The sequence below is a fragment of the Pseudomonas sp. 9.2(2024) genome (assembly GCF_039695385.1).
Lineage (GTDB): Bacteria > Pseudomonadota > Gammaproteobacteria > Pseudomonadales > Pseudomonadaceae > Aquipseudomonas > Aquipseudomonas paraglycinae.
The window spans coordinates 1,430,015-1,454,384 of the sequence record NZ_CP155585.1 but is presented as its reverse complement, the minus strand read 5'-3'; the positions used below and the strand labels follow the sequence as shown (position 1 = coordinate 1,454,384).

Sequence of the window (24,370 nt, the reverse complement as noted above, 5' to 3'; positions counted from 1 at the left end):
AAACACACATGAGTGCATCACCCGATCTCTCAGCCGCCGTTGCCGACAGCGATGCCGAACAACTGCGCCAACTGGGCTACACCTCCAACTTCAACCGCAGCATGAGCCTGTGGGAAAACTTCGCGCTGGGCTTCACTTATCTGTCACCGGTCGTAGGGGTTTATACCCTGTTCGGCCTGTGCCTGGCCGCTGGCGGGCCACCGATGTTCTGGGCCTATTTGCTGGTCGGTTGCGGGCAACTGCTGGTGTGCCTGATCTTCGGCGAAGTGGTTTCGCAGTTCCCGATTTCCGGCGGCGTCTATCCTTGGGCTCGGCGTCTGGTGGGCAAGAAATGGGCATGGATGGTCGGCTGGATCTACTCCATCGCCCTGTGCGTGACCATCGCCGCCGTTGCGGTCGGCGCCGGCCCGTACCTCGCGGCCATGCTGGGTTTTGAGCCAAGCAACAACACCAACATCGTCATCGCCCTGGTACTTACACTGTTCGCCACACTGGTGAACCTCAGCGGCACCAAAGTGCTGGCGCGGATCGCCATGTTCGGCTTTCTCTGCGAACTGGTGGGCGCGGTGATCGTCGGCGTGTACCTGCTGATTTTCGAGCGTCACCAGCCGATCAGCGTGCTGTTCAACACCTTCGATATCAGCGTCGACGGCTCCTATCTGCCGGCCTTCCTCACCGCGTCGCTGGCGGGGATGTTCCTCTACTACGGCTTCGAAGCCTGCGGCGATGTGGCCGAAGAAACCCCGAACCCGAGCAAGAAAATCCCGGTGGCCATGCGCATGACCATCTACATCGGCGGCATCGCGGCGATGTTCGCCTGCCTCGCGCTGATCCTCGCCGTACCGGACATGCAAGCGGTGATCAACGGCACCGACAAGGACCCGGTCACCACCATCCTCAACAACGCCTTCGGTCCGATCGGCTCGAAAGTGGTGATGGGCGTGGTAATGATTTCCTTCATCTCCTGCGTCATCAGCCTGCAAGCGGCGGCGAGTCGTCTGCTGTATTCCTACGCCCGCGATGAAATGGTCATCGGCAGCCGACTGCTGAAAAAGATTTCTCCTACGACCCAGGTTCCAGTTGCCGCACTGTTCGTGTCCGGCGTCCTGCCCGGCCTGATCATCGCCCTCGGCTTCTTCCTGCAAGACGCCGTAGCGACCATCGTCAGCTTCGCCGCCATCGGCATCTACCTCGCATTCCAGATGATCGTCCTCGCCGCCCTGTACGCCCGCAGCAAAGGCTGGAAACCGAGAGGCAAATTCACCCTCGGCGCCTGGGGCTGGCCGGTGAACATCGGCGCGCTGGTGTATGGCGTCGGCGCAATCATCAACATGGCTTGGCCACGTACCCCGGATGCCGCGTGGTACATCAACTACGCGATGGTGCTGAGCACGGCGATCGTGATTGGGCTGGGGTTGATTTATATGTGGATTGGCAAGCCGTATGACCATGGGAAGGCGCCGGCTGGGGATGCCTGGAAAGTTAGTCGCTAAGAAAAACAGCCCCGGATTTATCACAATTTCGGGGCTGATTTCTTTCAGCGTCAGTTACTCGCTTCCTACAGACCGAACCCTCAGCATTCAGTCCCCTTTCCTACAAATGGCGTCAGCAGAGTAGACTTGGCGCCGCTAGCGCCTGACCGATAGGCTTTGTCCCGTTGCAGCCCAATTATTAGCTGAGGTCGAAGCCGGAAATCTGTCAACACGGTGTTTGCCCTTCATTGAACTGTGGTTATTCCGAACCTCAGTTCTGCGTTATGGCGGGCCGCGTGGCGCGGGCCTTCCGGGTTTGCCGTGTTGACGGGAAGTAACCCGACTTCGAACGCCACTCGGTTCGCCACCCAACTTGTCGAAGGGGTGGATGCAACCGCAGTATCCCCGGTAAGTCTCAAGAATGAAAAAGGGGCGAACTTCACAGTCCACCCCTTTGGTTTTTCACTTCAAAACCGCGAAACACTCCTCATCGCATCCACCAGATACCGCATCGCAATCCGGTCGCTCTCCGACAACTCGCGGTAACGCTCCACCAGTTTCAGTTCGTCAGGACTGAGCCGGCGTCTTCGCCGGACGTTGGTGAGGCAGGGAAAGATGCCCAACATTTCGGTGATGCCTTGTCCTTTTGTCATGGACGATGTCCTTTTCCAGTACGTCAGAAATTTTCGAAAACCGCATCGCCCTGCTCCTTTAAGCAGCGATTTGAGCCCTGCCGGTCGGATGGGTCGTGACCGGCGATGCCCATAGAATAGAAATTAAATCGGCGCTGAAAAGCTGTTTTTAGAGTAATTAGTCGAAAAAAGCAGATATGCCCTATAAATCAGAAAAGTCTGTGAGATAAATAACCGTAACGTCTTGTTTCATTGAGACGCTGTCGCCGTGCTATCAATGAATTTTGCAAAATCGGCGAACCGATTAAGCTAGCGGGCATCTGTTACTAGTCCGTAGCGTTTGGCCGAAGGCTTGTCCGAACCGTAATTTCTGATCCAGTACGTGCCAGGAACGGCGCGGGATTGTCCACGACAGGTTGTATTTATGCACCGCAGGAATTTGCTCAAAGCGTCCATGGCCATTGCGGCTTACACCGGCCTTTCCGCCTCCGGCCTGCTCGCCGCACGCGCCTGGGCCGCCTCTGGCGGTGCCGCCGACGGTGAAGCCCAGGCCTTCGACTTCGAGACGCTGAAGCGCCAGGCCAAGCAACTGGCCGGCAGCGCGTATCAGGACACCAAACAGGTGCTGCCGCCGACCCTGGCGACCATGACCCCGCAAAACTTCAACGCGATCCGCTACGACGGCGAGCATTCGCTGTGGAAGGAGAACAAGGGTCAGCTCGATGTGCAGTTCTTCCACGTCGGCATGGGTTTTCGCCAGCCGGTGCGCATGTATAGCGTCGATCCGAAGACTCGCACGGCCCGCGAGGTGCATTTCCGCCCTCAGCTGTTCAACTATGAGAACACCTCGGTCGACACCCAGCAGCTCAAGGGCGATCTGGGGTTTGCCGGTTTCAAGCTGTTCAAGGCACCGGAGCTGGATCGGCATGACGTGGTGTCGTTCCTCGGCGCCAGCTACTTCCGCGCGGTGGATGCCACTGGCCAATATGGCCTCTCCGCCCGTGGCCTGGCCGTCGACACCTACGCCAAGAAACGCGAAGAATTCCCTGACTTCACCAAGTTCTGGTTCGAGACCCCGGATCAGAACGCGACCCGCTTTGTGGTCTACGCCCTGCTCGACTCGCCGAGCGCGACCGGCGCCTATCGCTTCGACATCGACTGCCAGGCCGAGCGCGTGGTGATGGAAGTCGACGCCCACATCAATGCCCGCACCGCAATCGAACAATTGGGCATCGCCCCGATGACCAGCATGTTCAGCTGCGGCACCCACGAGCGCCGGATGTGCGACACCATTCACCCGCAGATCCATGACTCGGATCGTCTGGCCATGTGGCGCGGCAACGGCGAGTGGATCTGCCGACCGCTGAACAACCCGGCGACCCTGCAATTCAACGCCTTCGCCGACACCGATCCGAAAGGTTTCGGTCTGGTGCAGACCGACCATGAGTTCGCCAACTATCAGGACACCGTCGACTGGTACAGCAAGCGTCCGAGCCTGTGGGTAGAACCTACAACCGCATGGGGCGAAGGCTCCATCGATCTGCTGGAAATTCCTACAACCGGTGAAACCCTCGACAACATCGTCGCGTTCTGGACGCCGAAGAAACCCGTGGCTGCCGGCGACTCGCTGAACTACGGCTACAAGCTCTACTGGAGCGCCTTGCCGCCGGTCGGCACGCCGCTCGCGCGGGTGCATGCGACCCGTTCGGGCATGGGTGGATTTGTCGAGGGTTGGGCACCGGGTGAGCATTACCCGCCGGTCTGGGCCCGTCGCTTTGCTGTGGACTTCACCGGTGGCGGCCTGGATCGCCTGCCGCAGGGCACCGGGATCGAACCGGTGGTGACTTGCTCCAACGGTAAGGTGCAGGACTTCAGCGTGCTGGTGCTGGATGACATCAAGGGTTACCGGATCCTGTTCGACTGGTACCCGACCAACGACAGCGTGGAGCCGGTTGAGCTGCGACTGTTCATCCGCACCAACGACCGCACGCTAAGCGAGACCTGGTTGTACCAGTACTTCCCGCCGGCGCCGGACAAGCGCAAGTATCCTTAATGATTCTCTGGCGTCAGATCGGGCCTCATCGCTGGCAAGCCAGCTCCCACATGGATATCGATTGATCACAGCGTTTGTGTACAACCGAAACCTGTGGGAGCGAGCTTGCTCGCGATGGCGTCAGTCCAGGCGACAGTAAAAGTGGATATCGTGAGGTTCGAGTGCAAACAACTCGGGATCCGGTTGTGCCAGCAACCGGCAGCCCTGGCGCTGGTAGAACTCCACGGTATTGCGCGACTCGGTCGCCGACACGTACAACGCCGCTGCACCGACCTCCCGACCATGCTCGCAGGCCAGGGCAAACAATCGCCCGCCAAGCCCCTGCCCACGCCAGGCACGGCTGATGTGCAGAAACTTCAACTGCCGCATGTTCAGACCCTGATTGTGAATAACCCGGTTATCCACAACCACCGCCGCCACCAGTGTCTCTCCATCGAAAATCCCGTGTAGCCACCCGCCGCTGCGCCAGCACTTTTCCAATACCCGCGCATTTTCCGCTGCCTCCCCTTCGGGCCAGCCGCGCATGTCGAAACGCGCCGGATACAGAATCAGCTCACCGTTTTCCACGCGATAGCACTCTTCGACCAGTTCACTGCGGTCGATCAACGCAAGCAGCGGCAAGTCCGATTCAGTCAGCTCTCGTTCGATCAACATTGCGATCCATTCCTTCGCGATTCCAAACGACAGGCAAGAAAAAACCCGCCGGTTCAATGGCGGGTTTTATAGGCTTTGCGACCGGTCGGAATCAATCCCGCAGGTCAGACTCGTGAATCGGCTGATCCCGATGAGTCGCACGTTGATACTGCGCCGGCCACACCGCTTTGCGTCCGCCCAGGTCATCGTCGGCATGCAGCGGCCAGTAAGGATCACGCAGCAGCTCACGGGCGAGGAAGATGATGTCGGCCTGACAGGTTCGCAGGATGTGCTCGGCTTGGGCCGGCTCCGTAATCATTCCCACGGTGCCGGTGGCGATGCCTGACTCCTTGCGTACACGTTCGGCGAAGCGCGTCTGATAACCCGGCCCCACGGGGATTTCGGCATTGACCGCCGTGCCACCCGATGACACATCGATCAGATCAGCCCCCAAGGCTTTCAGGCGTCGCGCCAGCTCCACGGTTTCATCGGGGTTCCAGCCATCTTCGACCCAATCGGTAGCCGACAGGCGCACAAACACCGGCAGTTCTTCCGGCCACACCGCGCGTACCGCCTCGGTCACTTGCAGCACCAGACGAATACGGTTTTCGAACGAACCGCCGTACTGGTCGCGGCGCTGATTACTCAGTGGCGACAGAAACTGGTGCAACAGATAACCGTGCGCCGCATGCACCTCGACCACACTGAAACCAGCGGTCAGCGCGCGTTTGGCCGCGGCCACGAAGTCCTGGATGACTTGAGCAATCTGACTCTCATCCAGCTGTTTCGGTTGGGTGTGTTGCGGGTCAAAGGCAATCGGCGAAGGCCCGACCGGCGTCCAGCCACCATCCTCCGGTTTCACGCTGCCATGCTTGCCGATCCACGGCCGATGGGTGCTGGCCTTGCGCCCGGCGTGGGCCAGTTGAATGCCGGCCACTGCGCCCTGCGCGTTGATGAAACGGGTGATGCGTTGCAGCGGTGCGATCTGTTCGTCGTTCCACAAGCCAAGGTCTTCGGCGGTGATCCGCCCGTCGGCCGTGATCGCCGTGGCTTCGGTAAATACCAGGCCAGCGCCCCCCACGGCACGGCTGCCGAGGTGCACCAGATGCCAGTCGTTGGCCAGGCCATCGACGCTGGAGTACTGGCACATGGGCGACACGGCGATGCGGTTGGACAGGGTCAGTTGGCGAAGGGTAAAGGGTTCAAGCAGCAGACTCATGGGGCACCTCTCAAATCAGTGGGCAGGCTCCAGGGTTCTGTTTGAAAAGTCGACGAGTGACAGGAAAATGGTGCAGCACCCGCCCCCGCGGGCAAAAAATTCGACAAGACGTCACAAGGCCAATCAAGCAGTGCTTAGAGCCTAGTCGACATCCGGGGATGAGGGAGGGTTCAGAAATGAAACAGCACAATTGAAGCTTCCTGCGCCCCTTCAGTTAAGGGGCGCAAAGTCCTTTAGCGCGGTTCGATGTGGGCGATCATCAACTGCACGGTCTCATTGCCGCGAAACTCGTTGAGATCGAGCTTGTAGGCCAGTTCGACCCATTTGATCGTCGGGTTCGGCCAGATATCGCGATCGATGCCGAAGGCGATGCCATCGAGCTTCACCGAACCGCATTCGGTCTTCAGCACCACTTTCAGGTGCCGCTCGCCGACCACTCGCTGCTCGACCAACTGGAACACCCCGTGAAACAGCGGCTCCGGGAAATGCTGGCCCCACGGCCCGGCGTGGCGCAGGGCGCGGGCCAGTTCCAGATGAAATTCCTCGACCGCCAGCGTGCCGTCCGACAGCAGGCGCCCGGTCAGATCCTCTTCGCGAAGTTGCCTACGCACTTCGGCGTCGAAGGCCTCGGCAAACAACGGAAAATTCTCCTGCGGCAAGGTCAGACCGGCCGCCATCGCGTGGCCACCGTACTTGCTGATCAGATCCGGATGTTGTGCCGCGACCACGCTCAGCGCGTCACGAATATGGAAACCCTGCACCGAACGGCCCGAGCCCTTGAGCAGGCCGTCGCCGGCATCGGCGAAGGCGATGGTCGGGCGGAAATATCGCTCCTTCATCCGCGAAGCCAGGATACCGATGACGCCCTGGTGCCATTCCGGATCGAACAGGCAAAGACCGAACGGCATCGACTCAACCGGCAAGTCCTTGAGCTGGGCCAGCGCTTCACGCTGCATGCCTTGCTCGATGGATTTGCGGTCCTGATTCATGCCGTCCAGTTGCGCGGCCATTTCCCGGGCCAGCGCAGCATCGTGGGTCAGCAGGCATTCGATGCCCAGGCTCATGTCATCCAGACGCCCCGCCGCGTTCAGGCGCGGGCCGACGATAAAACCGAGGTCGGTAGAAGTAATGCGCGAAGCTTCACGTTTGGCCACTTCCAGGATCGCCTTGATCCCCGGCCGCGCACGTCCGGCGCGAATGCGTTCCAGGCCCTGGTGCACCAGAATCCGGTTGTTGGCGTCCAGCGGCACCACGTCGGCAACGCTGCCCAGCGCCACCAGATCCAGCAGTTCGCCGATGTTCGGCTGTGGTTTGCTCTCGTACCAACCAAGGCTGCGCAGTCGTGCGCGCAAGGCCATCAACACATAGAAAATCACCCCGACACCGGCCAGCGCCTTGCTCGGGAACTCGCAGCCGGGCTGGTTCGGATTGACCAGCGCATCGGCCTGCGGCAGTTCATCGCCGGGCAAGTGGTGATCGGTGATCAACACCTTCAGGCCGTGACGTTTCGCTGCTGCCACACCTTCGACGCTGGAAATACCGTTGTCGACGGTGATCAACAGTTGCGGCTCGCGGGTCATCGCGACTTCGACGATTTCAGGGGTCAGGCCGTAGCCATATTCAAAGCGGTTCGGCACCAGATAATCGACATGCGCCGCGCCCAGCAGGCGCAAACCGAGCACGCCCACGGTGCTGGCCGTCGCGCCGTCGGCATCGAAATCGCCGACGATCAGGATCCGCTGACGCTGCTCCAGCGCCGTCACCAGCAGATCCACCGCCGCATCGATCCCTTTGAGCTGCTGGAACGGAATCAGCCGCGCCAGGCTCTTGTCCAGCTCCGCCTCGGACTGCACGCCCCGCGCCGCGTACAGGCGGGTCAGCAAAGGTGGCAGTTCACCGAGAAACGGCAGAGTGGCGGGCAACGGGCGAGGATCGATACGCATGGGGTGACAGAAGCTTCTCTTGAATACGTGGGATTTTTCGGGAGTAACGCGGACTTAACCGCGCTCGCCTTGCAGCCAGGTGAGCTGGACTTCGTGCTGGCCACGGTCATCAGTGACGAAGATCGTGCCTTCGCTGATCATCACGTCCCACTTGATGACGCGGGGCATGTCCTGGGCCAGGGTTTCCAGCACTTCCTGCGGCACGGCGGCAATGTTGACGTTCTTCAGATTTTTGATCGCCGGGATCACCTTGCCTTCCCAGACACGCAGGCTGCCGTAGGCCAACAGGCTGGTGCGCTCGGTGCGACGGGAGCACCAGGTCAGGCGATCAGCGTCAGGCTGGCCGACTTCGATCCAGTGCAGGACGCGGTCATCCAGGCTCTTTTCCCACAACGCAGGTTCGTCCACGTCCGACAGACCACGACCGAACGACAGTTGCTCGTTGTACCAGAGCGCGTAGGCCAACAGGCGTACGGTCATGCGTTCTTCGGTTTCCGAAGGGTGACGGGCGATGGTCTGCTTCACGTTCTCGTAGACGCTGCGGTCGAGATCGGTGAGGTTCAGTTCGAATTTGTAGGTAGTGGACGGCTGGGCCATGAACGGGCTTCTTGATACGAGGAAAGTCGGCAAGTCTAACCGATGCTGTAGGCAATCCACGAATTGATGGCGATCAACCTTGCGCGACTGACAGCCGGCTATGTTAAAACGCTGTATCTGCTCAGCCTTGTCCTACAGGATCTCGCATGCCGTTCGCCAACAAACCGCTCAGCGGTCTGAAAGTCATTGAATTGGGTACTTTGATTGCCGGGCCGTTTGCCTCGCGCATCTGCGGCGAATTCGGCGCCGAAGTGATCAAGATCGAGTCGCCGGACGGCGGTGATCCGTTGCGCAAATGGCGCAAGTTGTACGAAGGCACCTCGCTGTGGTGGTTCGTCCAGGCACGCAACAAAAAGTCCCTGACGCTGAATCTGAAACACCCCGATGGCCTCGCGATCCTGAAAAAACTGCTGGGTGAAGCCGACATCCTGATCGAGAACTTCCGCCCCGGCGTGCTGGAAAAACTCGGCCTGAGCTGGGAGACCCTGCACGCGCTGAACCCGAAACTGGTGATGGTGCGCCTGTCCGGCTTCGGCCAGACCGGGCCGATGAAAGATCAGCCTGGGTTCGGCGCGGTCGGCGAATCCATGGGCGGCCTGCGCTACATCACCGGTTTCGAAGACCGCCCGCCGGTGCGCACCGGGATTTCCATTGGCGATTCGATTGCTGCTTTGTGGGGCGTGATCGGTGCGTTGATGGCCCTGCGTCATCGCGAGGTCAACGGCGGTCTCGGCCAAGTGGTCGATGTGGCGTTGTACGAAGCGATCTTCGCCATGATGGAAAGCATGGTGCCGGAGTTCGATGTGTTCGGCTTCATTCGCGAGCGCACCGGCAACATCATGCCGGGCATCACACCATCATCGATCCACACCAGCGCCGACGGCAAACACGTGCAGATCGGCGCCAACGGCGATGCAATCTTCAAGCGCTTCATGCTGATCATCGGCCGTGAAGATCTGGCCAATGACCCGGCGCTGGCCAGCAACGACGGGCGCGACACCCGCCGCGATGAGTTGTACGGCGTGATAGACCGCTGGGTGAATTCGCTGCCGCTGCAAACCGTGCTGGACCTGCTGAACCAAGCCGAAGTGCCGGCCAGCCGGATCTTCAGCGCCGAAGACATGTTCAACGATCCGCAGTACCTGGCCCGGGAAATGTTCCTGCACGCCAAACTGCCGGATGGCAAACCCTTCAAGATGCCGGGCATCGTGCCGAAACTCTCTGAGACACCCGGCACGTCCGAATGGGTCGGACCGCAGCTCGGTGAACACAATGCGCAGGTACTCCACGATCTTGGCTACGACGAGAAGCAGATCGCCCGCCTGCGCGAAAACGGAGCCATCTGACCTGAAGCGCCTGATGCCCTCGGCTTCGAACCGCGCCCACCATTGGTGGACCTGGCGGTTGTTTGGCCTGTTATTCCTGCTGGTGCTACCGGCGTGGGTGCAGGCCAAGCCAACGCTGATCTGGCTATTGCGCGACCTGCCGCCGCTGACGATCTTCGAGGGTCCGAAAAAGGGCCAGGGCGTTATCGATCAATTGATGCCGATGCTGATTGCCGGCATGCCGCAATACGAACACACCTTGATGCGGGTCAATCGCGCCCGTGGCATTCAAATGCTGCATGAACATCCCTTCGCCTGCGATCCGTCGCTGATCTGGAACAAGGAACGGGCACAGTGGATCGCGTTCTCCATTCCCGCGTTTCGCGCGGTCAGCAATGGTCTGGTGGTGCGTCAGAGAGACCGCGAAGTGCTGGAGCCGTTTCTGGTCGAGGGCGAAGTCGATCTGTCGGCGTTTCTGGCCAACGGTGAGCGAAAAGTCGGCGTGGTCGCAGAACGCAGTTATGGCGAGTACATCGATACATTGCTGCATCAGGCACCGAGCGGCGCGTTGACGCCGCATTACGGCAACGATGCGCTCAGCAGCCTGCTGTCGATGCAGCGCCTGGGACGTTTGCAAGTGGTGCTGGGTTACTGGCCGGAGATCCGTTATCAGGCGCGGCAGGCCGAGATCGCCGAGGACGAACTGCTGTTCTTCCCGATTCGCGGCACGGGCAAGTACCTGTCGGGCCATGTCGGCTGCACCGACACCACGGCGGGTCGACAGGCGATCACGGAAATCAATCAGCTGTTACGCACCCTGCCCCACGAGCATCTCAACCAGCTCTACGCCGACTGGCTCGACCCCGAGAGGCGCCAGGATTATCTGGAACAGGCGCGGATTTTCTTCGAGCAACAGGCCGCGCAGTGAAATCCGGGCAAAAAGAAACCCCGAGAAGTGGGGAGACGACTCGGGGTTAAACGTGGTCTGTATCAAAGACCCGTAGCAGCAAGCGACAAGCACCGGAGCACAATGCTTGATCCTGCTGTTACGGGGTCTGACTGACTTGGGTGCAGGAAGGTTCCCACAATTGAAAAATCAGTTTCAGAGGGTCGGGTGCTTGTCGAGGGCTGCGTTTCGCAACGCCGCGATCACACAGGGTTCCAGCCGGCCTTCGGCAATCAGGATGTCACGGTGCAGGCCGTCGACCACATCCGTCAGCTGGCGCTTGTCGCTCAATTGCGCCTGATTGAATTCGCGCTCCACCACGATCGCGCCGCTGCCGTTCTTCAAGGTCACCAGGCATTCGCCATGGCGACCGCGAGGGGTCAACGTCACTTGATACGGGCTCAGAGCCTCACCGAGCAATAGACTGATACTTTCCATCTCGATCTCCACTCAATAGTCCGAAACACAGTGTCTGGGGCGTGTTCACAGTAAATGACCACCGGCCCGAGAAGAAAGTTCTGCTTGTCACCGGCCTCTCCCGGAGCGTCACCGGCCTATCGGAGCATGCATGGTGAAGATGACAGAAAAATAACCGTGGGGGTCAAGCGTCGACGGAATGCCTGGGGATGGTCATGTAGGTGTCCAGCAGTGCCCTCATCAATACCGCCGAAACGGGAGTGTGCAGGCGGCCCAGCAATATGATCCGGTGCTCGCCCAGCAAGGTTTCCAGATCGTCCAGCAGGGTGGGTGCCACAGCCCCCAGCAGAATCAGTGCACGTGCTTCCTGCCGGTCGGCCATATGCCGGATCAGCGCCAGCCCGTCACCGTTCTGCAATTGTGGATTGCACAGGGTGATGTCGACGGCTCCGCGACGTTCCAGTGAGCGCTTTGCCGAGCCCAGCGACGGTGCGGTCAGAACATCGTAGATACCAATGGCGTTGAGCATCTGGTGCAACGCCATCAGCTGGAACGGATTGGGTTCTAGAATCAGGATCTTGAGCGAGCGCATGGGACGACCTCTGGAGCGACAATCGCGGATTCACGCCGCAGTGGCCTGTCACTCTAGGGCAGTGGTCCTAAGCCTCCCATCAGAAAAGGAATCGCTGCTTATAGGACTTTTCCCATCTTTAATGCAGACATCGACACCCGCTCTCCTTCCGCCGCTCGGTGATGTCCGTCCAGCCCCCGAGCAGGCCTCGCAGTTTTCCATCGACACTGTAAAACGGCACCGTCCATTGATAGATCTGACGGGGGCCGCTCTTGAACATCAGTTGCCGCTTGCTGAAGCGTGTTTTACGCGTACCCAGCTGCGCCATGAATTCGTCGTGCAGCATCAATGCCGTGGCCTGTGGAAGTGCATCGAACTCGAACAGCATCCGGCCCTGCACCTGCTCCTGCCGGACCGACAGCGCATCTTCGTAACTGCGGTTGCACATGATCAACCGACCCTGCAGATCGCGCACGAACACGGGGTCGGGCATCGCATCGATCAATGCATGTTGAAAGGCCAGTTGATCACCCAGATTCTTTTCGGCTGCCCGTCGCTGCTTCACTTCTGCCGCCAGTCGACGGTTCCACATCAAAGGCAATAGCCCGAACACGCCAAGCCCGCCCATTGCCCAGCAACCCCACTTGATCAGGAGCGAGCCGATCGAGGGTGTCGGCGCAGGAGAGACGCCATCCAGCCACTTCAGGCGTATGGAACGAAGCTCCGCCGCGGAGAAGGCGCCCAATGCCTTGTTGAGGATGCTCACCAGCTCGGGCAACCCTTTGCGTACTGCCAGATGGTCGGCCTCCCACTTGCCCTCCACGAGACCACCGACCTTGAGCAGGCCGGAGGGAAACAGCTGAGCGCCGATCTCGTTTTCGATGGTGGCATAGGCCTCGCCACTTTCCACCAGCGCCCGAGCCTCGGCATAGGTCTTGACCGAACGAATCGGGATCGATGGGTAGTCGCGTCGAATGCCGTCCTCCAGCGCATGCCGGGCCGGCAGCACCAGGACTCGCTTGGACAGCATCTCGAGCGACCGTATTGCCGGTTCGCCTGAATGACCGACGAACACCCACCCTGCACCGCCGAACGCATGACTGAAGTCCAGAAATGCCTTGCGCTCCTCGTTCATTGCCAACGTCGTGCTGATGTCGGCCGCGCCACTCTGGAGCCGTTCCAGCATGTGGTCGGTGGAAAACGATTCCTGATGAACGAACTGCAATCCGGTCATGGCGCTGATGTGCTTGAGCACATCGTTGTTCAGGCCGCTCCATTGGCCATGTTCGTCCTGAAACAGATACAACGGGTATTGCACAGAGGCGACGGTCACACGAGGGTTATCTCGAATCCACTGACGCTCATGCTCATCCAGCTCGATGGGCTGAATAGCCTCCACCGTGTCGGGGTGTCTCGCCAGATGGGCGGCTTCGACCCACTGTGACAACCCGAAGCTCCCCGATAAAAACAACCAGCACAGGGCTGGTTTCAATCCTGAAAAAAACCGCATTGCCACATCCTTCGTCATCGACTCGCCCGTCCTTCGTGGGCGAAACGCGCGCAGTGTGGCATGCAAAAACAAGAAAGCCCGTCAGGAGACGGGCTTCAAAATGTGACAGCTTTGCGGTCTTAAAGAGGCTTGCCGCGGTTGCCATGCTGGCTGACAAAGGCTTGTACGGCTTTGAGCTCGTTCGCCAGCACAGTGCAGCGCTCTTCTCTCTCAAACAAATCAGAAAGATGTGCAGGCAGTTCGAGAGCTTTTCCTACACCGGCTTTCTCCACCGCGTCCGGGAACTTGACCGGATGCGCCGTGCCCAGAATCACCATCGGGATATCCAGGCTGCGACGACATTCACGAGCGGCCTTCACGCCGATGGCGGTGTGCGGATCCAGCACTTCCCCGGTCTGTTCGTAGACTTCGGCGATGGTTTCGCAGGTTTGCGCATCGTCCACAGCCAGCGAGTCGAACAGTTTGCGTGCCTCGGTCCAGCGTTCCTGTTCGACGCTGAAGCCGCCGCCCTGCCTGAACGAATCCATCAGCCCGGCAATCGCCGCGCCGTTGCGACCGTGCAGGTCGAACAGCAGGCGTTCGAAGTTCGACGAGACCATGATGTCCATCGACGGCGACAGCGTGGCGTGCAGGGTTTCCTTGACGTACTGGTTGCCGCTCATGAAGCGGTGCAGGATATCGTTGCGGTTGGTGGCGACGATCAACTGGTTGATCGGCAGGCCCATGTTGCGCGCCAGGTAACCGGCGAAGATGTCGCCGAAGTTGCCGGTCGGCACCGAGAACGACACCGAACGCGCCGGGCCGCCCAATTGCAGCGCTGCGTGGAAGTAGTAAACGATCTGGGCCATGATCCGCGCCCAGTTGATCGAGTTGACTGCCACCAGACGGGTGCCCTTGAGGAAGCTCTGGTCGGCGAAGCTGGCCTTGACCATTTCCTGGCAGTCATCGAAGTTGCCTTCGATGGCGATGTTGTGGATGTTCTCACCGAGAATGGTGGTCATCTGCCGACGCTGCACTTCGGACACACGGTTGTGCGGGTGCAGGATGAAGATGTCGACGTTTTCGCAGTGCTTGCAGCCTTCGATGGCGGCCGAACCGGTGTCACCGGAGGTGGCGCCGACGATGACCACGCGCTCGCCGCGCTTTTCCAGCACGTAGTCGAGCAAACGACCGAGCAGTTGCAGGGCGAAGTCCTTGAACGCCAGGGTCGGGCCGTGGAACAGCTCCAGCACCCATTCGTTGCCGTTCAGCTGACGCAGCGGCGCAACGGCGTTGTGGGCGAACACACCGTAGGTTTCTTCAAGAATCTTTTTGAAATCGGCGTCCGGAATGCTGCCGGTGACGAACGGGCGCATGACGCGGAAAGCCAGCTCGTGATACGGCAGGCCGGCCCAGGAAGCGATTTCTTCCTGGGTGAAACGTGGCAGGTTTTCCGGGACGTACAGACCGCCGTCGGTTGCAAGACCGGCCAGCAGGACGTCTTCGAAATTCAGGGCCGGTGCCTGGCCGCGGGTACTGATGTAACGCATAGGGGCAAACCTTTGGTTTGAGCCTCAAGCTACGAGTTACAAGCTTCAAGTAAAAGCCGGACTGCTTTTCTCTTGCTGCTTGCAGCTCGAAGCTTGCAGCTGTTTCTGTTTAGTTCAAGTGCTCGACGCGGATCCGCACAACCGGACCGACCACGCCCGCCAGCGCTTCGAGGGCGGCGATCGCATCGTTGATGTGCTGCTCCAGCACGCGGTGGGTCAGCAGGATCATCGGCACCAGGCCGTCGTGTTCCTCGACTTCCTTCTGCATGATCGACTCGATGTTGATGCCGCGCTCAGAGAGGATGCTCGCCACCTGAGCGAGTACACCCGGATGGTCCTTGGCCTGGATGCGCAGGTAGTAGGCGCTTTCGCAGGCTTCGATCGGCAGGATCGGATGGGCCGACAGCGAGTCCGGCTGGAAGGCCAGGTGCGGCACGCGGTTTTCCGGATCGGAGGTCATGGCGCGAACCACGTCCACCAGATCCGCGATCACCGACGAAGCAGTCGGCTCCATGCCGGCGCCGGCGCCGTAGAACAGGGTCGAACCGGCAGCGTCACCGTTGACCATCACCGCGTTCATCACGCCGTTGACGTTGGCGATCAGACGATCGGCCGGGATCAGCGTCGGGTGTACGCGCAGCTCGATGCCGGCGGCGGTGCTGCGTGCCACGCCCAGGTGCTTGATGCGGTAGCCCAGCGCTTCGGCGTAATTCACGTCGGCGGTGGTCAGCTTGGTGATGCCTTCGGTGTAAGCCTTGTCGAACTGCAGCGGAATACCGAACGCGATCGATGCCAGGATCGTCAGCTTGTGCGCGGCGTCGATGCCCTCGACGTCGAAGGTCGGGTCGGCTTCGGCGTAGCCCAGCGCTTGCGCCTCGGCCAGCACGTCTTCGAAGGTGCGACCCTTCTCGCGCATTTCGGTGAGGATGAAGTTACCGGTGCCGTTGATGATCCCGGCGACCCAGTTGATACGGTTGGCGGACAGGCCTTCACGGATCGCCTTGATCACCGGAATGCCGCCGGCGACCGCCGCTTCGAATGCCACGATCACGCCTTTCTCGCGTGCCTTGGCGAAAATTTCATTACCGTGAACGGCAATCAGAGCCTTGTTCGCGGTGACCACATGCTTGCCATTCTCGATGGCCTTGAGTACCAGCTCGCGGGCAACGGTGTAGCCGCCCATCAGCTCTATGACGATGTCGATCTCAGGGTTCGTGGCCACTTCGAAGACATCGTTGGTAATCGCAATACCGGTCGTCTGGAACTGAGGCTTTGGCGTGCGCATGGCAATTTGTGCCACTTCGATTCCACGCCCGGCACGACGAGCAATTTCCTCGGCGTTGCGCTGAAGTACGTTGAAGGTTCCGCCACCGACGGTCCCTAACCCACAGATGCCTACTTTGACCGGTTTCACTGTGAACTCCCCATAAAACGGCCGACGCGAGGCCGGCCGTGAAAACAACCGCAGGTTCGCGGCTCTCTGTTGATGGCCCGGCAATCCTGCCGCCGGACCACGCTCGTCACACCAGGGCGTGACGATGCGAATTACTTCGCGCCCAGCGCCAGTTTGGCGACTTGTGGCGCAGGCTGGTAGCCCGGAATGACTTGTCCGTCAGCCAAAACGATGGCCGGCGTACCGTTCACACCGATCGACTGGCCTAGGGCGAACTGTTTGGAAACCGGGTTCTCGCACTTGGCGGCCTTGATTTCCTTGCCATCGACCATTTTGTCCATGGCGGCTTTCTTGTCTTTCGAGCACCACACGGCTTGCAGTTGCTCGTCACCCGGCGAGCCTAGGCCCTGGCGCGGGAACGCCACGTAACGCACTTCGATGCCGCGCTTGTTCAGCTCAGGCACTTCGGCGTGCAGCTTGTGGCAATACGGGCACGTGGTGTCGGTGAAAACGGTGATGTGCGACTTGGTTTCGCCCACGGCCGGGTAAACCACGGTCTCGACCACCGGAATCGCATTGATCAGTTTGGAAATGCCCAGGCGCTCGGTCTTCTCGGTCAGGTTGACCGGTTTGCCGTCCTTGAGCTGGAACATGTAGCCCTGAACGATGTACTGGCCGTCGGCGCTGGCGTAAAGCACGCGGCTGCCCTTGAGCTTGACTTCGTACAAGCCCGGCAGCGGGCTGGCGGTGATGGTGTCCACCGGCACGTCGAGCTGGAGGTTTTCCAGGCTTTGGCGAATCGCTTTGTCGGCCGCGTCATCGGCGACGGCAAAGGTGCTGACCAACGCAATGGCTGCGGCGGCGAAAATCTGGGTCAGACGCATGAGAACTCCTGAAGGCGGACAAATGGAACGATCAGAACGCCCGTGCCGGAACACCGGGTCATAACCGCCCATCGTGCAAACCGGCAAAGCCTACCACATAAGGCTCCCGTGGCCGAATGCGCCTGTCGCAAGACAAATGGCGCTCAGCCGCGCGGGTGATGTTTGGCATGCAGATCCTGCAAACGTGCCCGGGCGACGTGAGTGTAGATCTGCGTGGTCGACAGGTCGCTGTGGCCCAACAGCATCTGCACCACCCGCAAATCGGCGCCATGGTTGAGCAGGTGTGTGGCAAACGCGTGACGCAAGGTGTGCGGCGACAGCGATTTACCAATGCCGGCGACCTTGGCCTGATGCTTGATGCGGTGCCAGAAGGTCTGGCGGGTCATCTGCTCGCCGCGCTGGCTGGGGAACAGCACATCACTGGGGCGCCCGCCCAGCAGCTCGCTGCGGCCATCGCGCAAGTAGCGCTCGACCCAGACAATCGCTTCCTCGCCCATTGGCACCAACCGCTCCTTGCTGCCCTTGCCCATCACCCGCAACACGCCCTGACGCAGGTTGACCTGTTCCAGAGTCAGACTGATCAGCTCGGTCACCCGCAGCCCGCAGGCATACAAGACTTCGAGCATGGCGCGGTCGCGCTGGCCGATGGCTTCGCTCAGGTCTGGTGCCTTCAGCAAAGCTTCAACGTCGGCTTCCGACAAGGATTTGGGCAATGGCCGACCGAGTTGCGGCATATCCACGCGCAAGGTCGGATCGACCGAAATCAGTTTTTCCCGCAGCAGGTAGCGATAAAAGCCACGCACACCGGAGAGAAATCGCGCGGTGGAGCGAGGTTTGTAGTTCTGTTCCAGACGCCAGGCCAGGTGGTCGAGGATCAGTTCGCGACCGGCATTGATCAGCTCGAGACCTTTGTCCTGCAACCAGCCGTTGAACAGCGCGAGATCGCTGCGGTAGGCGTCGCGAGTGTTGTCGGAGAGACCTTTTTCCAGCCAGAGGGCGTCGAGAAACTGGTCGATCAGTGGGTGGTCGATGGCAGGCATGGGCGCTCAAGACACGCAGGCTTGGCACTGCGCGCAAATAAAGAGTGAACGGTTGAAATGGCCGCTAGTCTTTCATAGCCCGCTATTTCAAGGAACAGGGAGCTTCAATGAACGAGCAGCAAATTCTGTTGGCTTTCGGTGGTATCGGTGCCGCCGCGCTGGGCTGCCAATGGCTTGCCTGGCGCCTGAAACTGCCGGCGATTCTGTTTCTGCTGCTGACCGGCATTCTGGCGGGCCCCGTGCTGGGCTGGCTCGACCCGCAGGAAATGTTCGGCCCGCTGCTGATGCCGCTGGTGTCGCTGGCGGTGGCGCTGATTCTGTTTGAAGGCAGCCTGACCCTGCACCTGTCGGAATGGCGCGAGATCGGCAGCGTCGTGCATCGCCTGGTCACCATCGGAGCGCTCTCGACCTGGATAGTGATTGCGGTCGCGACCCACTGGCTGCTGGGCTTCGACTGGCTGCTCGCCATCCTGTTCGGCAGCCTGACCCTGGTTACTGGCCCGACCGTGATCGTGCCAATGCTGCGCGTGGTGCGGCCGAAGGCTTCGATCGCCAACATCCTGCGCTGGGAAGGGATTGTGATCGACCCGATCGGCGCGCTGCTGGCGGTGGTGGTCTACAGCTTCATCATTGCTCGGTCCGAAGGAAATGGCCTGGAACAGAGCCTGCTGACATTCGGCGGGGTGATTGCCTGCGGCAGTGCGTTCGGCGTCGCCGGTGGCTGGCTGCTCGGCACGATCATCCGGCGCCAATGGCTGCCGGAGTATTTGCACAATCTGGCATCGCTCGCCGCGGTGCTGGGGATATTCATCGCCGCCAACCAGGTGATGCACGAATCCGGGCTGCTGGCGGTGACGCTGATGGGCATGTGGCTGGCGAACATGAAGGGCGTGGACGTGCGGCATATCCTGCACTTCAAGGAAAACCTCAGCGTGCTGCTGATTTCCGGGCTGTTCATTCTATTGGCGGCGCGACTGGATCTGAACGCTTTGATCAGTCTCGGGCCGCTGGTGCTGATTCTGTTGCTGGTGATCCAGTTGATCGCCCGACCGCTGAACGTGGTGCTAAGTACCGCCGGTTCGGGTCTGAGCTGGCGTGAGCGTGCATTGTTGTGCTGGATTGCCCCGCGCGGGATCGTCGCGGCGGCAGTCTCGGCGATCTTTGCGATTCGCCTGGATGAAGCGGGCCATGAAGGTGCATTGTTGCTGGTGCCGCTGACCTTCGCGGTGATCATCGGCACCGTCGTACTGCAAAGCGCGACTGCCCGGCCACTGGCCCGACTGTTGAAAGTTGCGGAACCAGCGCCCAGCGGCTTCCTGATCGTCGGGGCGAACGGGCCTGCGCGCCTGCTCGGCAAGTCGCTGCAACAGCTGGGCAGCCGGGTGCTGCTGACGGATTCAAGCTGGGAGAACATCCGCGCGGCGCGCATGGATGGCTTGCCGACCTACTTTGGCAATCCGGCCTCGCAGCACGCCGATGCGCATCTGGACCTGGTCGGACTGGGGCATCTGCTGGCGCTGTCACCGTCGGGCGAACTCAATACGCTGGCGGCCATGCGCTTTCGCCATGACTTTGGTCATCAACGATTGTTCGGACTGGCCAGTGGTCAGGAGAGCCGACGCAGCGACAAGCACCGCGCCAGCCTCGAACATCGTGGCAATCAACTGGGGAGCGAGGCGCTGACTTACGCCAGACTCGCCAGCCAATTGGGCCAGGGCGCCGACCTGTACAGCACGACATTGACGGACGGGTTTGGCTGGGACGATTACCGGGCGCTGCATGGCAATCGCGCGACGCTGCTGTTCATGCGCGATGACAGCGGCTGGGTGCATGTCGTGTCGCCGGAAACCGTGCTGAAACCGGGGCCGGGGTGGACGCTGGTGGCGCTTATTCAGCCGGAGAGTGGCAGCGCCTGATAGAACAAATCGCGGGCAAGCCCGCTCCCACAGTGTCCGTGTCGAACACAACATCAGCGGACAACACAAAATCTGTGGGAGCGGGCTTGCCCGCGAATGCCGCGGCTCGGTGCTGGATCAGGCCGCGAAACCCGGCAGCACCGGCACCGGACGCTTGTCATCATCGATGGCAACAAAGCTGAACTGCCCGTGAATGGCCTTCTCACGCCCGTCACAGCTCATGCTTTCGACGAACACTTCCACCTCGACCTTGAGACTGGTGTTGCCAACCTTGATCACTCGCCCGACCAGTTCGACGATAGAGCCCGCCGGTATCGCGTGATTGAAGTCGATACGATCGGTGGACACGGTCACCAGCGGCAAACGGCAAAACCGCGTGGCGGTGATGAACGACACTTCGTCCATCCAGGCCAGTGCGGTGCCGCCGAACAGGGTGTTGTGGTGATTGGTGGTCGGCGGGAAAACCGCCTTGGTCACGCGGGTCACCGAGAGTTCGGTGCGGCGTTCGATTTCTTGCTCGCGAGGGGTCATGGGTCAGGCCTGGAACGGAATGCTGTGGATAAATTGCGGGCAACAAAAAAGCAGCCCGTAGGCTGCTTTTTTCTGCATCGGAAGCTGGACTTAAGCCAGTTTTTCCTTGATGCGAGCTGCTTTACCCGACAGGTCGCGCAGGTAGTACAGCTTGGCTTTACGTACGTCACCGCGACGTTTGACAGCCATGCTGTCGATCTGCGGGGAGTAGGTCTGGAAAGTACGTTCTACGCCAACACCGTTGGAGATTTTACGAACGGTGAACGCACTGTTCACGCCGCGGTTACGCTTGGCGATTACAACGCCTTCGAACGCTTGCAGACGGGAACGATCGCCTTCCTTCACTTTCACCTGAACGACGATGGTGTCGCCCGGGGCAAAGGTAGGGATTTCTTTGGTCATCTGCTCTGCTTCGAGTGCAAGGATGATTTTGTTGGTCATGCTGTGCTCCTAAGGTAAATCGTCTGATCTACCATCGATACGTTGTTAACTATCGTCCCGCTCGCGGATGTATTCCTCGAGCAGCTTCTTCTCTTCTCCAGAAAGCGAGCGGCTTTCCAGAAGATCGGCGCGTCGTTCATAGGTCCTACCAAGGGACTGCTGTAAACGCCAACGCCGGATATGCGCGTGATTGCCACTCAGCAACACGTCGGGAACACGCTGATCCGCATACACCTCAGGTCGGGTGTAGTGCGGGCAATCCAGCAGACCATCCGTAAAGGAATCTTCCTCAGCGGAATCCGCATGCCCTAAAGCTCCGGGCAGCAGTCGTGTAACCGCATCGATCATGACCATGGCCGGCAGCTCGCCGCCAGACAACACATAGTCACCAATCGACCACTCTTCATCGACATGAGCATCAATAAAACGCTCGTCAATGCCTTCATAGCGACCGGCAATCAGGATCAACGCATCCGATTTAGCCAGTTCGCGTACCGCCGACTGAGTCAGTTGACGGCCTTGGGGGGACAGGTAAATCACCTTCGCCGCCTCCCCGGCTGCTGCCTTGGCCTGAACCAGAGCATCTTCCAGGGGCTTGATCTTCATCACCATGCCCGGACCACCGCCAAACGGGCGATCGTCCACAGTGTGATGCCGATCCGTCGTGTAATCCCGCGGATTCCAACAGGTCAGCTGCAAGAGCCCCTGTTTGACCGCACGACTGGTAATGCCGTACTCACTGATGGCCGAGAACATCTCGGGGAACAGCGTAATGACGTCTACGCGCAGGCTGGCCATTGCTTAGAAGTCCGCGTCCCATTCCACCCTCATCACGCCTGCCTCCAGGTCGATTGCCAGCACGCATTGCTCCGTATAGGGCAACAACCGCTCGCGATCATCCAGGCTGCCGACGCAGGGCTTGACCACCAATACATCGTTCGCGCCGGTCTCCAACAGGTGATCAACCTTGCCGAAGAATTCTTCGTTCTGGTTGATGACACTCAGACCCTGCAACTGGTACCAGTAGTACTCGTCGCCAGTCAGGTTGGGCAAAAGGCTTCGCGAGATGCAAATCTCGTAACCGCTCAGAAGACGGGCTTCATCGCGATCGTCGAGGCCTTTGAGCTTGGCAACCAGATCCTTTTGAGTGGATCGGCCGCTGACCAGCTCGACCTGCTTTACCACGCCTTCGCGCCGAAGCGTCCAGTTGCGGTAGTTCAACAGGTTTTCAATCGGATCGGTAAAGGAAAAGACCTTCACCTCGCCGCGAACGCCGTGAACCGAAAAAATCTTGCCGACAACGATCAGGTCATCAGCTTTTTCTGGCGTCGCGCTCATACTGCTCAGGCTGCAGCCTTGGCAGATTCCTTCAGCAACTGAGCAACACGCTCAGAAGGCTGTGCACCAACGCTCAGCCAGTAGGCAACGCGCTCTTGGTTCACGGACAGACGAACTTCCTGACCACGGGCAACAGGGTTGAAGAAACCAACCTGTTCTTTGTGGGAACCGTCACGCGGGTTGCGGGAGTCGGTTACGGTCAGGTGGTAAAACGGGCGCTTTTTGGAGCCGCCAAGGGCAAGACGGATTGTTAGCATGTGAACATCGTTCCTGTAGTCGGTGCTGCAAATCTAAATGCACAGCGGGCATGGGTGCCCGAAAGGCCGCATATTCTAAGGAATATCCGGACTTTTGCAAATGACTTTTTCCGGCGCCTGTGGCATGCCGTGCAGATTTGCATATGGGGCCGTCATTCAAAACGGCCGGTCAGCTCCCGCCGAGTGCGGGTTTGCTGTTGATCCTGCGTCCTTGCAGGGTCTGCGCCGGTGCGACGACCGGCGAAGTCTTTACATCTTCGGCATGCCGCCGCCGGGCAACATACCGCCCATGCCGCGCATCATTTTCGCCATTCCGCCCTTGGCGGAGAATTTCTTCATCATCTTCTGCATCTGCTTGTGCTGCTTGATCAAGCGACCGATGTCCTGCACCTGGGTGCCGGAGCCCATGGCGATCCGGCGCTTGCGCGAACCGCTGATCAGCTCAGGGTCGCGGCGCTCGGCCGGGGTCATGGAATTGATGATGGCTTCCATCTGTTTGAACTGCTTCTCTGCGGCGCTCTGGGCATTGCCCATTTGCGAGAGATTGACGCCGCCGATGTTCGGCAGTTTGTCCATGAGCCCACCTAGGCCGCCCATGTTCTTCATCTGTTGCAGCTGATCGCGGAAGTCTTCGAGGTCGAAGCCCTTGCCCTTCTTCAGCTTCTTGGCCAGTTTGTCGGCCTTGTCCTTGTCGAGCGTCGCTTCAGCCTGTTCGATCAGGCTGAGCACGTCGCCCATGCCGAGGATCCGCGAAGCGATACGCTCAGGGTGGAACGGATCGAGCGCTTCGCTCTTCTCGCCCATACCGATGAACTTGATCGGCTTGCCGGTGATTGCGCGAACGGACAGCGCGGCACCGCCACGGGCATCACCGTCGATCTTGGTCAGGATCACACCGGTCAGCGGCAGCGCATCACCGAAGGCCTTGGCCGTGTTGGCCGCGTCCTGACCGGTCATGGCATCGACCACGAACAGGGTTTCGACCGGGTTGATCGCGGCGTGCAGCGCCTTGATCTCGCCCATCATCTCTTCGTCGATGTGCAGACGACCGGCGGTGTCGACGATGACCACGTCGATGAATTTCAGTTTTGCTTCTTTAATAGCCGCGTTGGCGATGTCGACCGGCTTCTGGCTCAGGTCGGACGGGAAGAACGTCACACCGATGTCGTTGGCCAGGGTTTCCAGCTGTTTAATAGCAGCAGGACGGTAGATGTCCGCCGACACGACCATGACCGACTTCTTCTTGCGCTCTTTAAGGAAGCGCGCCAGCTTGCCGGCGGTGGTGGTTTTACCCGCACCCTGCAGACCGGCCATCAGAATGACGGCAGGCGGCACGGCGCTCAGGTTCAAGTCTTCGTTGGCCGCACCCATCAGGCTTTCGAGTTCGGCCTGGACGATCTTCACGAACGCCTGGCCCGGCGTCAGGCTGCGCGACACCTCGGTGCCGACAGCGCGTTCCTTGACCGAATTGACGAAGTCCTTGACCACCGGCAGGGCGACGTCGGCTTCGAGCAACGCCATGCGCACTTCGCGCAGGGTCTCTTTGATATTGTCCTCGGTCAGCTTCGCCTTGCCGGTGACATGGCGCAGCGTCTGCGAGAGACGGTCGGTTAAGTTTTCAAACATTGCGCGATCCTTTCAGGCCCTGTGTAGACCGGGATAATGGCGGCCCAGACCGGAATCAACATGTGCTCGGCGAGCCTGCGGCGTGGGCAGGTCGCGG

Annotated in this window: 23 protein-coding genes; 5 read left to right on the top strand and 18 right to left on the bottom strand. The window is 60.1% G+C overall.

All coding sequences use genetic code 11. From position 1 onward, the window contains the following. Positions 1 to 8 precede the first annotated feature (8 nt). A complete protein-coding gene (locus tag ABFB52_RS06420; protein ID WP_129973725.1) occupies positions 9 to 1,493 on the top strand; it encodes an amino acid permease in 1,485 nt (494 codons plus the stop codon). 446 nt (positions 1,494 to 1,939) lie between these two features. Here the strand turns inward: ABFB52_RS06420 and ABFB52_RS06415 are convergent, their stop codons facing one another. Continuing rightward, complete coding sequence (locus tag ABFB52_RS06415) at positions 1,940 to 2,125, bottom strand: hypothetical protein (protein WP_007954656.1); 186 nt, start codon at positions 2,123 to 2,125, stop codon at positions 1,940 to 1,942. Positions 2,126 to 2,528: 403 nt separating this feature from the next. Between ABFB52_RS06415 and ABFB52_RS06410 the strand changes: the two genes are divergently transcribed. Beyond that, positions 2,529 to 4,157, top strand: coding sequence for a glucan biosynthesis protein D (locus ABFB52_RS06410; RefSeq protein ID WP_007954654.1), 1,629 nt, complete (start codon positions 2,529 to 2,531; stop codon positions 4,155 to 4,157). Between the two features lie 120 nt (positions 4,158 to 4,277). Here the strand turns inward: ABFB52_RS06410 and ABFB52_RS06405 are convergent, their stop codons facing one another. The 4 genes from ABFB52_RS06405 to ABFB52_RS06390 all read right to left on the bottom strand — a co-directional run bounded on the left by ABFB52_RS06405 (position 4,278) and on the right by ABFB52_RS06390 (position 8,549). Then, entirely contained in the window at positions 4,278 to 4,811 is a 534-nt protein-coding gene (locus ABFB52_RS06405; protein WP_085747029.1) for a GNAT family N-acetyltransferase, read from the bottom strand. A 91-nt stretch (positions 4,812 to 4,902) separates the two neighbouring features. After that, positions 4,903 to 6,009, bottom strand: a complete 1,107-nt coding sequence (locus tag ABFB52_RS06400) for an NADH:flavin oxidoreductase/NADH oxidase (RefSeq protein ID WP_129973724.1) — start codon at positions 6,007 to 6,009, stop codon at positions 4,903 to 4,905. Between the two features lie 233 nt (positions 6,010 to 6,242). Further along, a complete protein-coding gene (recJ, locus tag ABFB52_RS06395; protein WP_085609150.1) occupies positions 6,243 to 7,952 on the bottom strand; it encodes a single-stranded-DNA-specific exonuclease RecJ in 1,710 nt (569 codons plus the stop codon). A gap of 54 nt (positions 7,953 to 8,006) precedes the next feature. Next, the gene (locus ABFB52_RS06390) at positions 8,007 to 8,549 is read right to left on the bottom strand and encodes a YaeQ family protein (protein ID WP_007954646.1); all 543 of its coding nucleotides are present in this window, start codon (positions 8,547 to 8,549) and stop codon (positions 8,007 to 8,009) included. A 146-nt stretch (positions 8,550 to 8,695) separates the two neighbouring features. Between ABFB52_RS06390 and ABFB52_RS06385 the strand changes: the two genes are divergently transcribed. Both ABFB52_RS06385 and ABFB52_RS06380 read left to right on the top strand, forming a co-directional pair. Next, positions 8,696 to 9,895, top strand: a complete 1,200-nt coding sequence (locus ABFB52_RS06385) for a CaiB/BaiF CoA-transferase family protein (RefSeq protein WP_129973723.1) — start codon at positions 8,696 to 8,698, stop codon at positions 9,893 to 9,895. Between the two features lie 13 nt (positions 9,896 to 9,908). Next, on the top strand, positions 9,909 to 10,802 hold the full coding sequence (locus ABFB52_RS06380) for a TIGR02285 family protein (RefSeq protein ID WP_240870059.1): 894 nt from the start codon (positions 9,909 to 9,911) through the stop codon (positions 10,800 to 10,802). A gap of 174 nt (positions 10,803 to 10,976) precedes the next feature. Here ABFB52_RS06380 and ABFB52_RS06375 read toward each other — a convergent pair whose 3' ends face one another. The 7 genes from ABFB52_RS06375 to xerD all read right to left on the bottom strand — a co-directional run bounded on the left by ABFB52_RS06375 (position 10,977) and on the right by xerD (position 18,164). Then, a complete protein-coding gene (locus ABFB52_RS06375) occupies positions 10,977 to 11,258 on the bottom strand; it encodes a DUF3509 domain-containing protein (RefSeq protein ID WP_085747026.1) in 282 nt (93 codons plus the stop codon). 163 nt (positions 11,259 to 11,421) lie between these two features. After that, on the bottom strand, positions 11,422 to 11,829 hold the full coding sequence (locus ABFB52_RS06370; RefSeq protein WP_085747025.1) for a response regulator: 408 nt from the start codon (positions 11,827 to 11,829) through the stop codon (positions 11,422 to 11,424). 118 nt (positions 11,830 to 11,947) lie between these two features. After that, the gene (locus ABFB52_RS06365) at positions 11,948 to 13,318 is read right to left on the bottom strand and encodes a transporter substrate-binding domain-containing protein (RefSeq protein ID WP_129973735.1); all 1,371 of its coding nucleotides are present in this window, start codon (positions 13,316 to 13,318) and stop codon (positions 11,948 to 11,950) included. Positions 13,319 to 13,437: 119 nt separating this feature from the next. Beyond that, on the bottom strand, positions 13,438 to 14,847 hold the full coding sequence (gene thrC / locus ABFB52_RS06360; RefSeq protein WP_085747023.1) for a threonine synthase: 1,410 nt from the start codon (positions 14,845 to 14,847) through the stop codon (positions 13,438 to 13,440). A gap of 109 nt (positions 14,848 to 14,956) precedes the next feature. Beyond that, positions 14,957 to 16,261 carry a homoserine dehydrogenase gene (locus ABFB52_RS06355; protein WP_018926703.1) on the bottom strand — a complete coding sequence of 435 codons (1,305 nt, stop codon included), beginning with the start codon at positions 16,259 to 16,261 and terminating at the stop codon, positions 14,957 to 14,959. A gap of 131 nt (positions 16,262 to 16,392) precedes the next feature. Next, positions 16,393 to 17,124 (bottom strand): bifunctional protein-disulfide isomerase/oxidoreductase DsbC, encoded by a 732-nt coding sequence (gene dsbC / locus ABFB52_RS06350; protein WP_129973722.1) that lies wholly within the window; start codon positions 17,122 to 17,124, stop codon positions 16,393 to 16,395. 143 nt (positions 17,125 to 17,267) lie between these two features. Further along, positions 17,268 to 18,164, bottom strand: coding sequence for a site-specific tyrosine recombinase XerD (gene xerD / locus ABFB52_RS06345; RefSeq protein WP_102718370.1), 897 nt, complete (start codon positions 18,162 to 18,164; stop codon positions 17,268 to 17,270). A 107-nt stretch (positions 18,165 to 18,271) separates the two neighbouring features. Between xerD and ABFB52_RS06340 the strand changes: the two genes are divergently transcribed. After that, positions 18,272 to 20,080, top strand: a complete 1,809-nt coding sequence (locus ABFB52_RS06340; protein ID WP_129973721.1) for a sodium:proton antiporter — start codon at positions 18,272 to 18,274, stop codon at positions 20,078 to 20,080. Between the two features lie 117 nt (positions 20,081 to 20,197). Here ABFB52_RS06340 and ABFB52_RS06335 read toward each other — a convergent pair whose 3' ends face one another. The 6 genes from ABFB52_RS06335 to ffh all read right to left on the bottom strand — a co-directional run bounded on the left by ABFB52_RS06335 (position 20,198) and on the right by ffh (position 24,273). Beyond that, a complete protein-coding gene (locus tag ABFB52_RS06335; protein WP_011332614.1) occupies positions 20,198 to 20,611 on the bottom strand; it encodes an acyl-CoA thioesterase in 414 nt (137 codons plus the stop codon). A gap of 90 nt (positions 20,612 to 20,701) precedes the next feature. Then, on the bottom strand, positions 20,702 to 21,052 hold the full coding sequence (gene rplS / locus ABFB52_RS06330) for a 50S ribosomal protein L19 (RefSeq protein WP_003175895.1): 351 nt from the start codon (positions 21,050 to 21,052) through the stop codon (positions 20,702 to 20,704). A 45-nt stretch (positions 21,053 to 21,097) separates the two neighbouring features. Further along, complete coding sequence (trmD, locus tag ABFB52_RS06325; RefSeq protein WP_007954629.1) at positions 21,098 to 21,850, bottom strand: tRNA (guanosine(37)-N1)-methyltransferase TrmD; 753 nt, start codon at positions 21,848 to 21,850, stop codon at positions 21,098 to 21,100. A gap of 3 nt (positions 21,851 to 21,853) precedes the next feature. Next, positions 21,854 to 22,390 (bottom strand): ribosome maturation factor RimM, encoded by a 537-nt coding sequence (rimM, locus tag ABFB52_RS06320; RefSeq protein ID WP_007954628.1) that lies wholly within the window; start codon positions 22,388 to 22,390, stop codon positions 21,854 to 21,856. A gap of 5 nt (positions 22,391 to 22,395) precedes the next feature. After that, the gene (rpsP, locus tag ABFB52_RS06315) at positions 22,396 to 22,647 is read right to left on the bottom strand and encodes a 30S ribosomal protein S16 (RefSeq protein WP_003198088.1); all 252 of its coding nucleotides are present in this window, start codon (positions 22,645 to 22,647) and stop codon (positions 22,396 to 22,398) included. Positions 22,648 to 22,896: 249 nt separating this feature from the next. Further along, a complete protein-coding gene (gene ffh, locus ABFB52_RS06310; RefSeq protein ID WP_129973720.1) occupies positions 22,897 to 24,273 on the bottom strand; it encodes a signal recognition particle protein in 1,377 nt (458 codons plus the stop codon). Positions 24,274 to 24,370 lie beyond the last annotated feature (97 nt).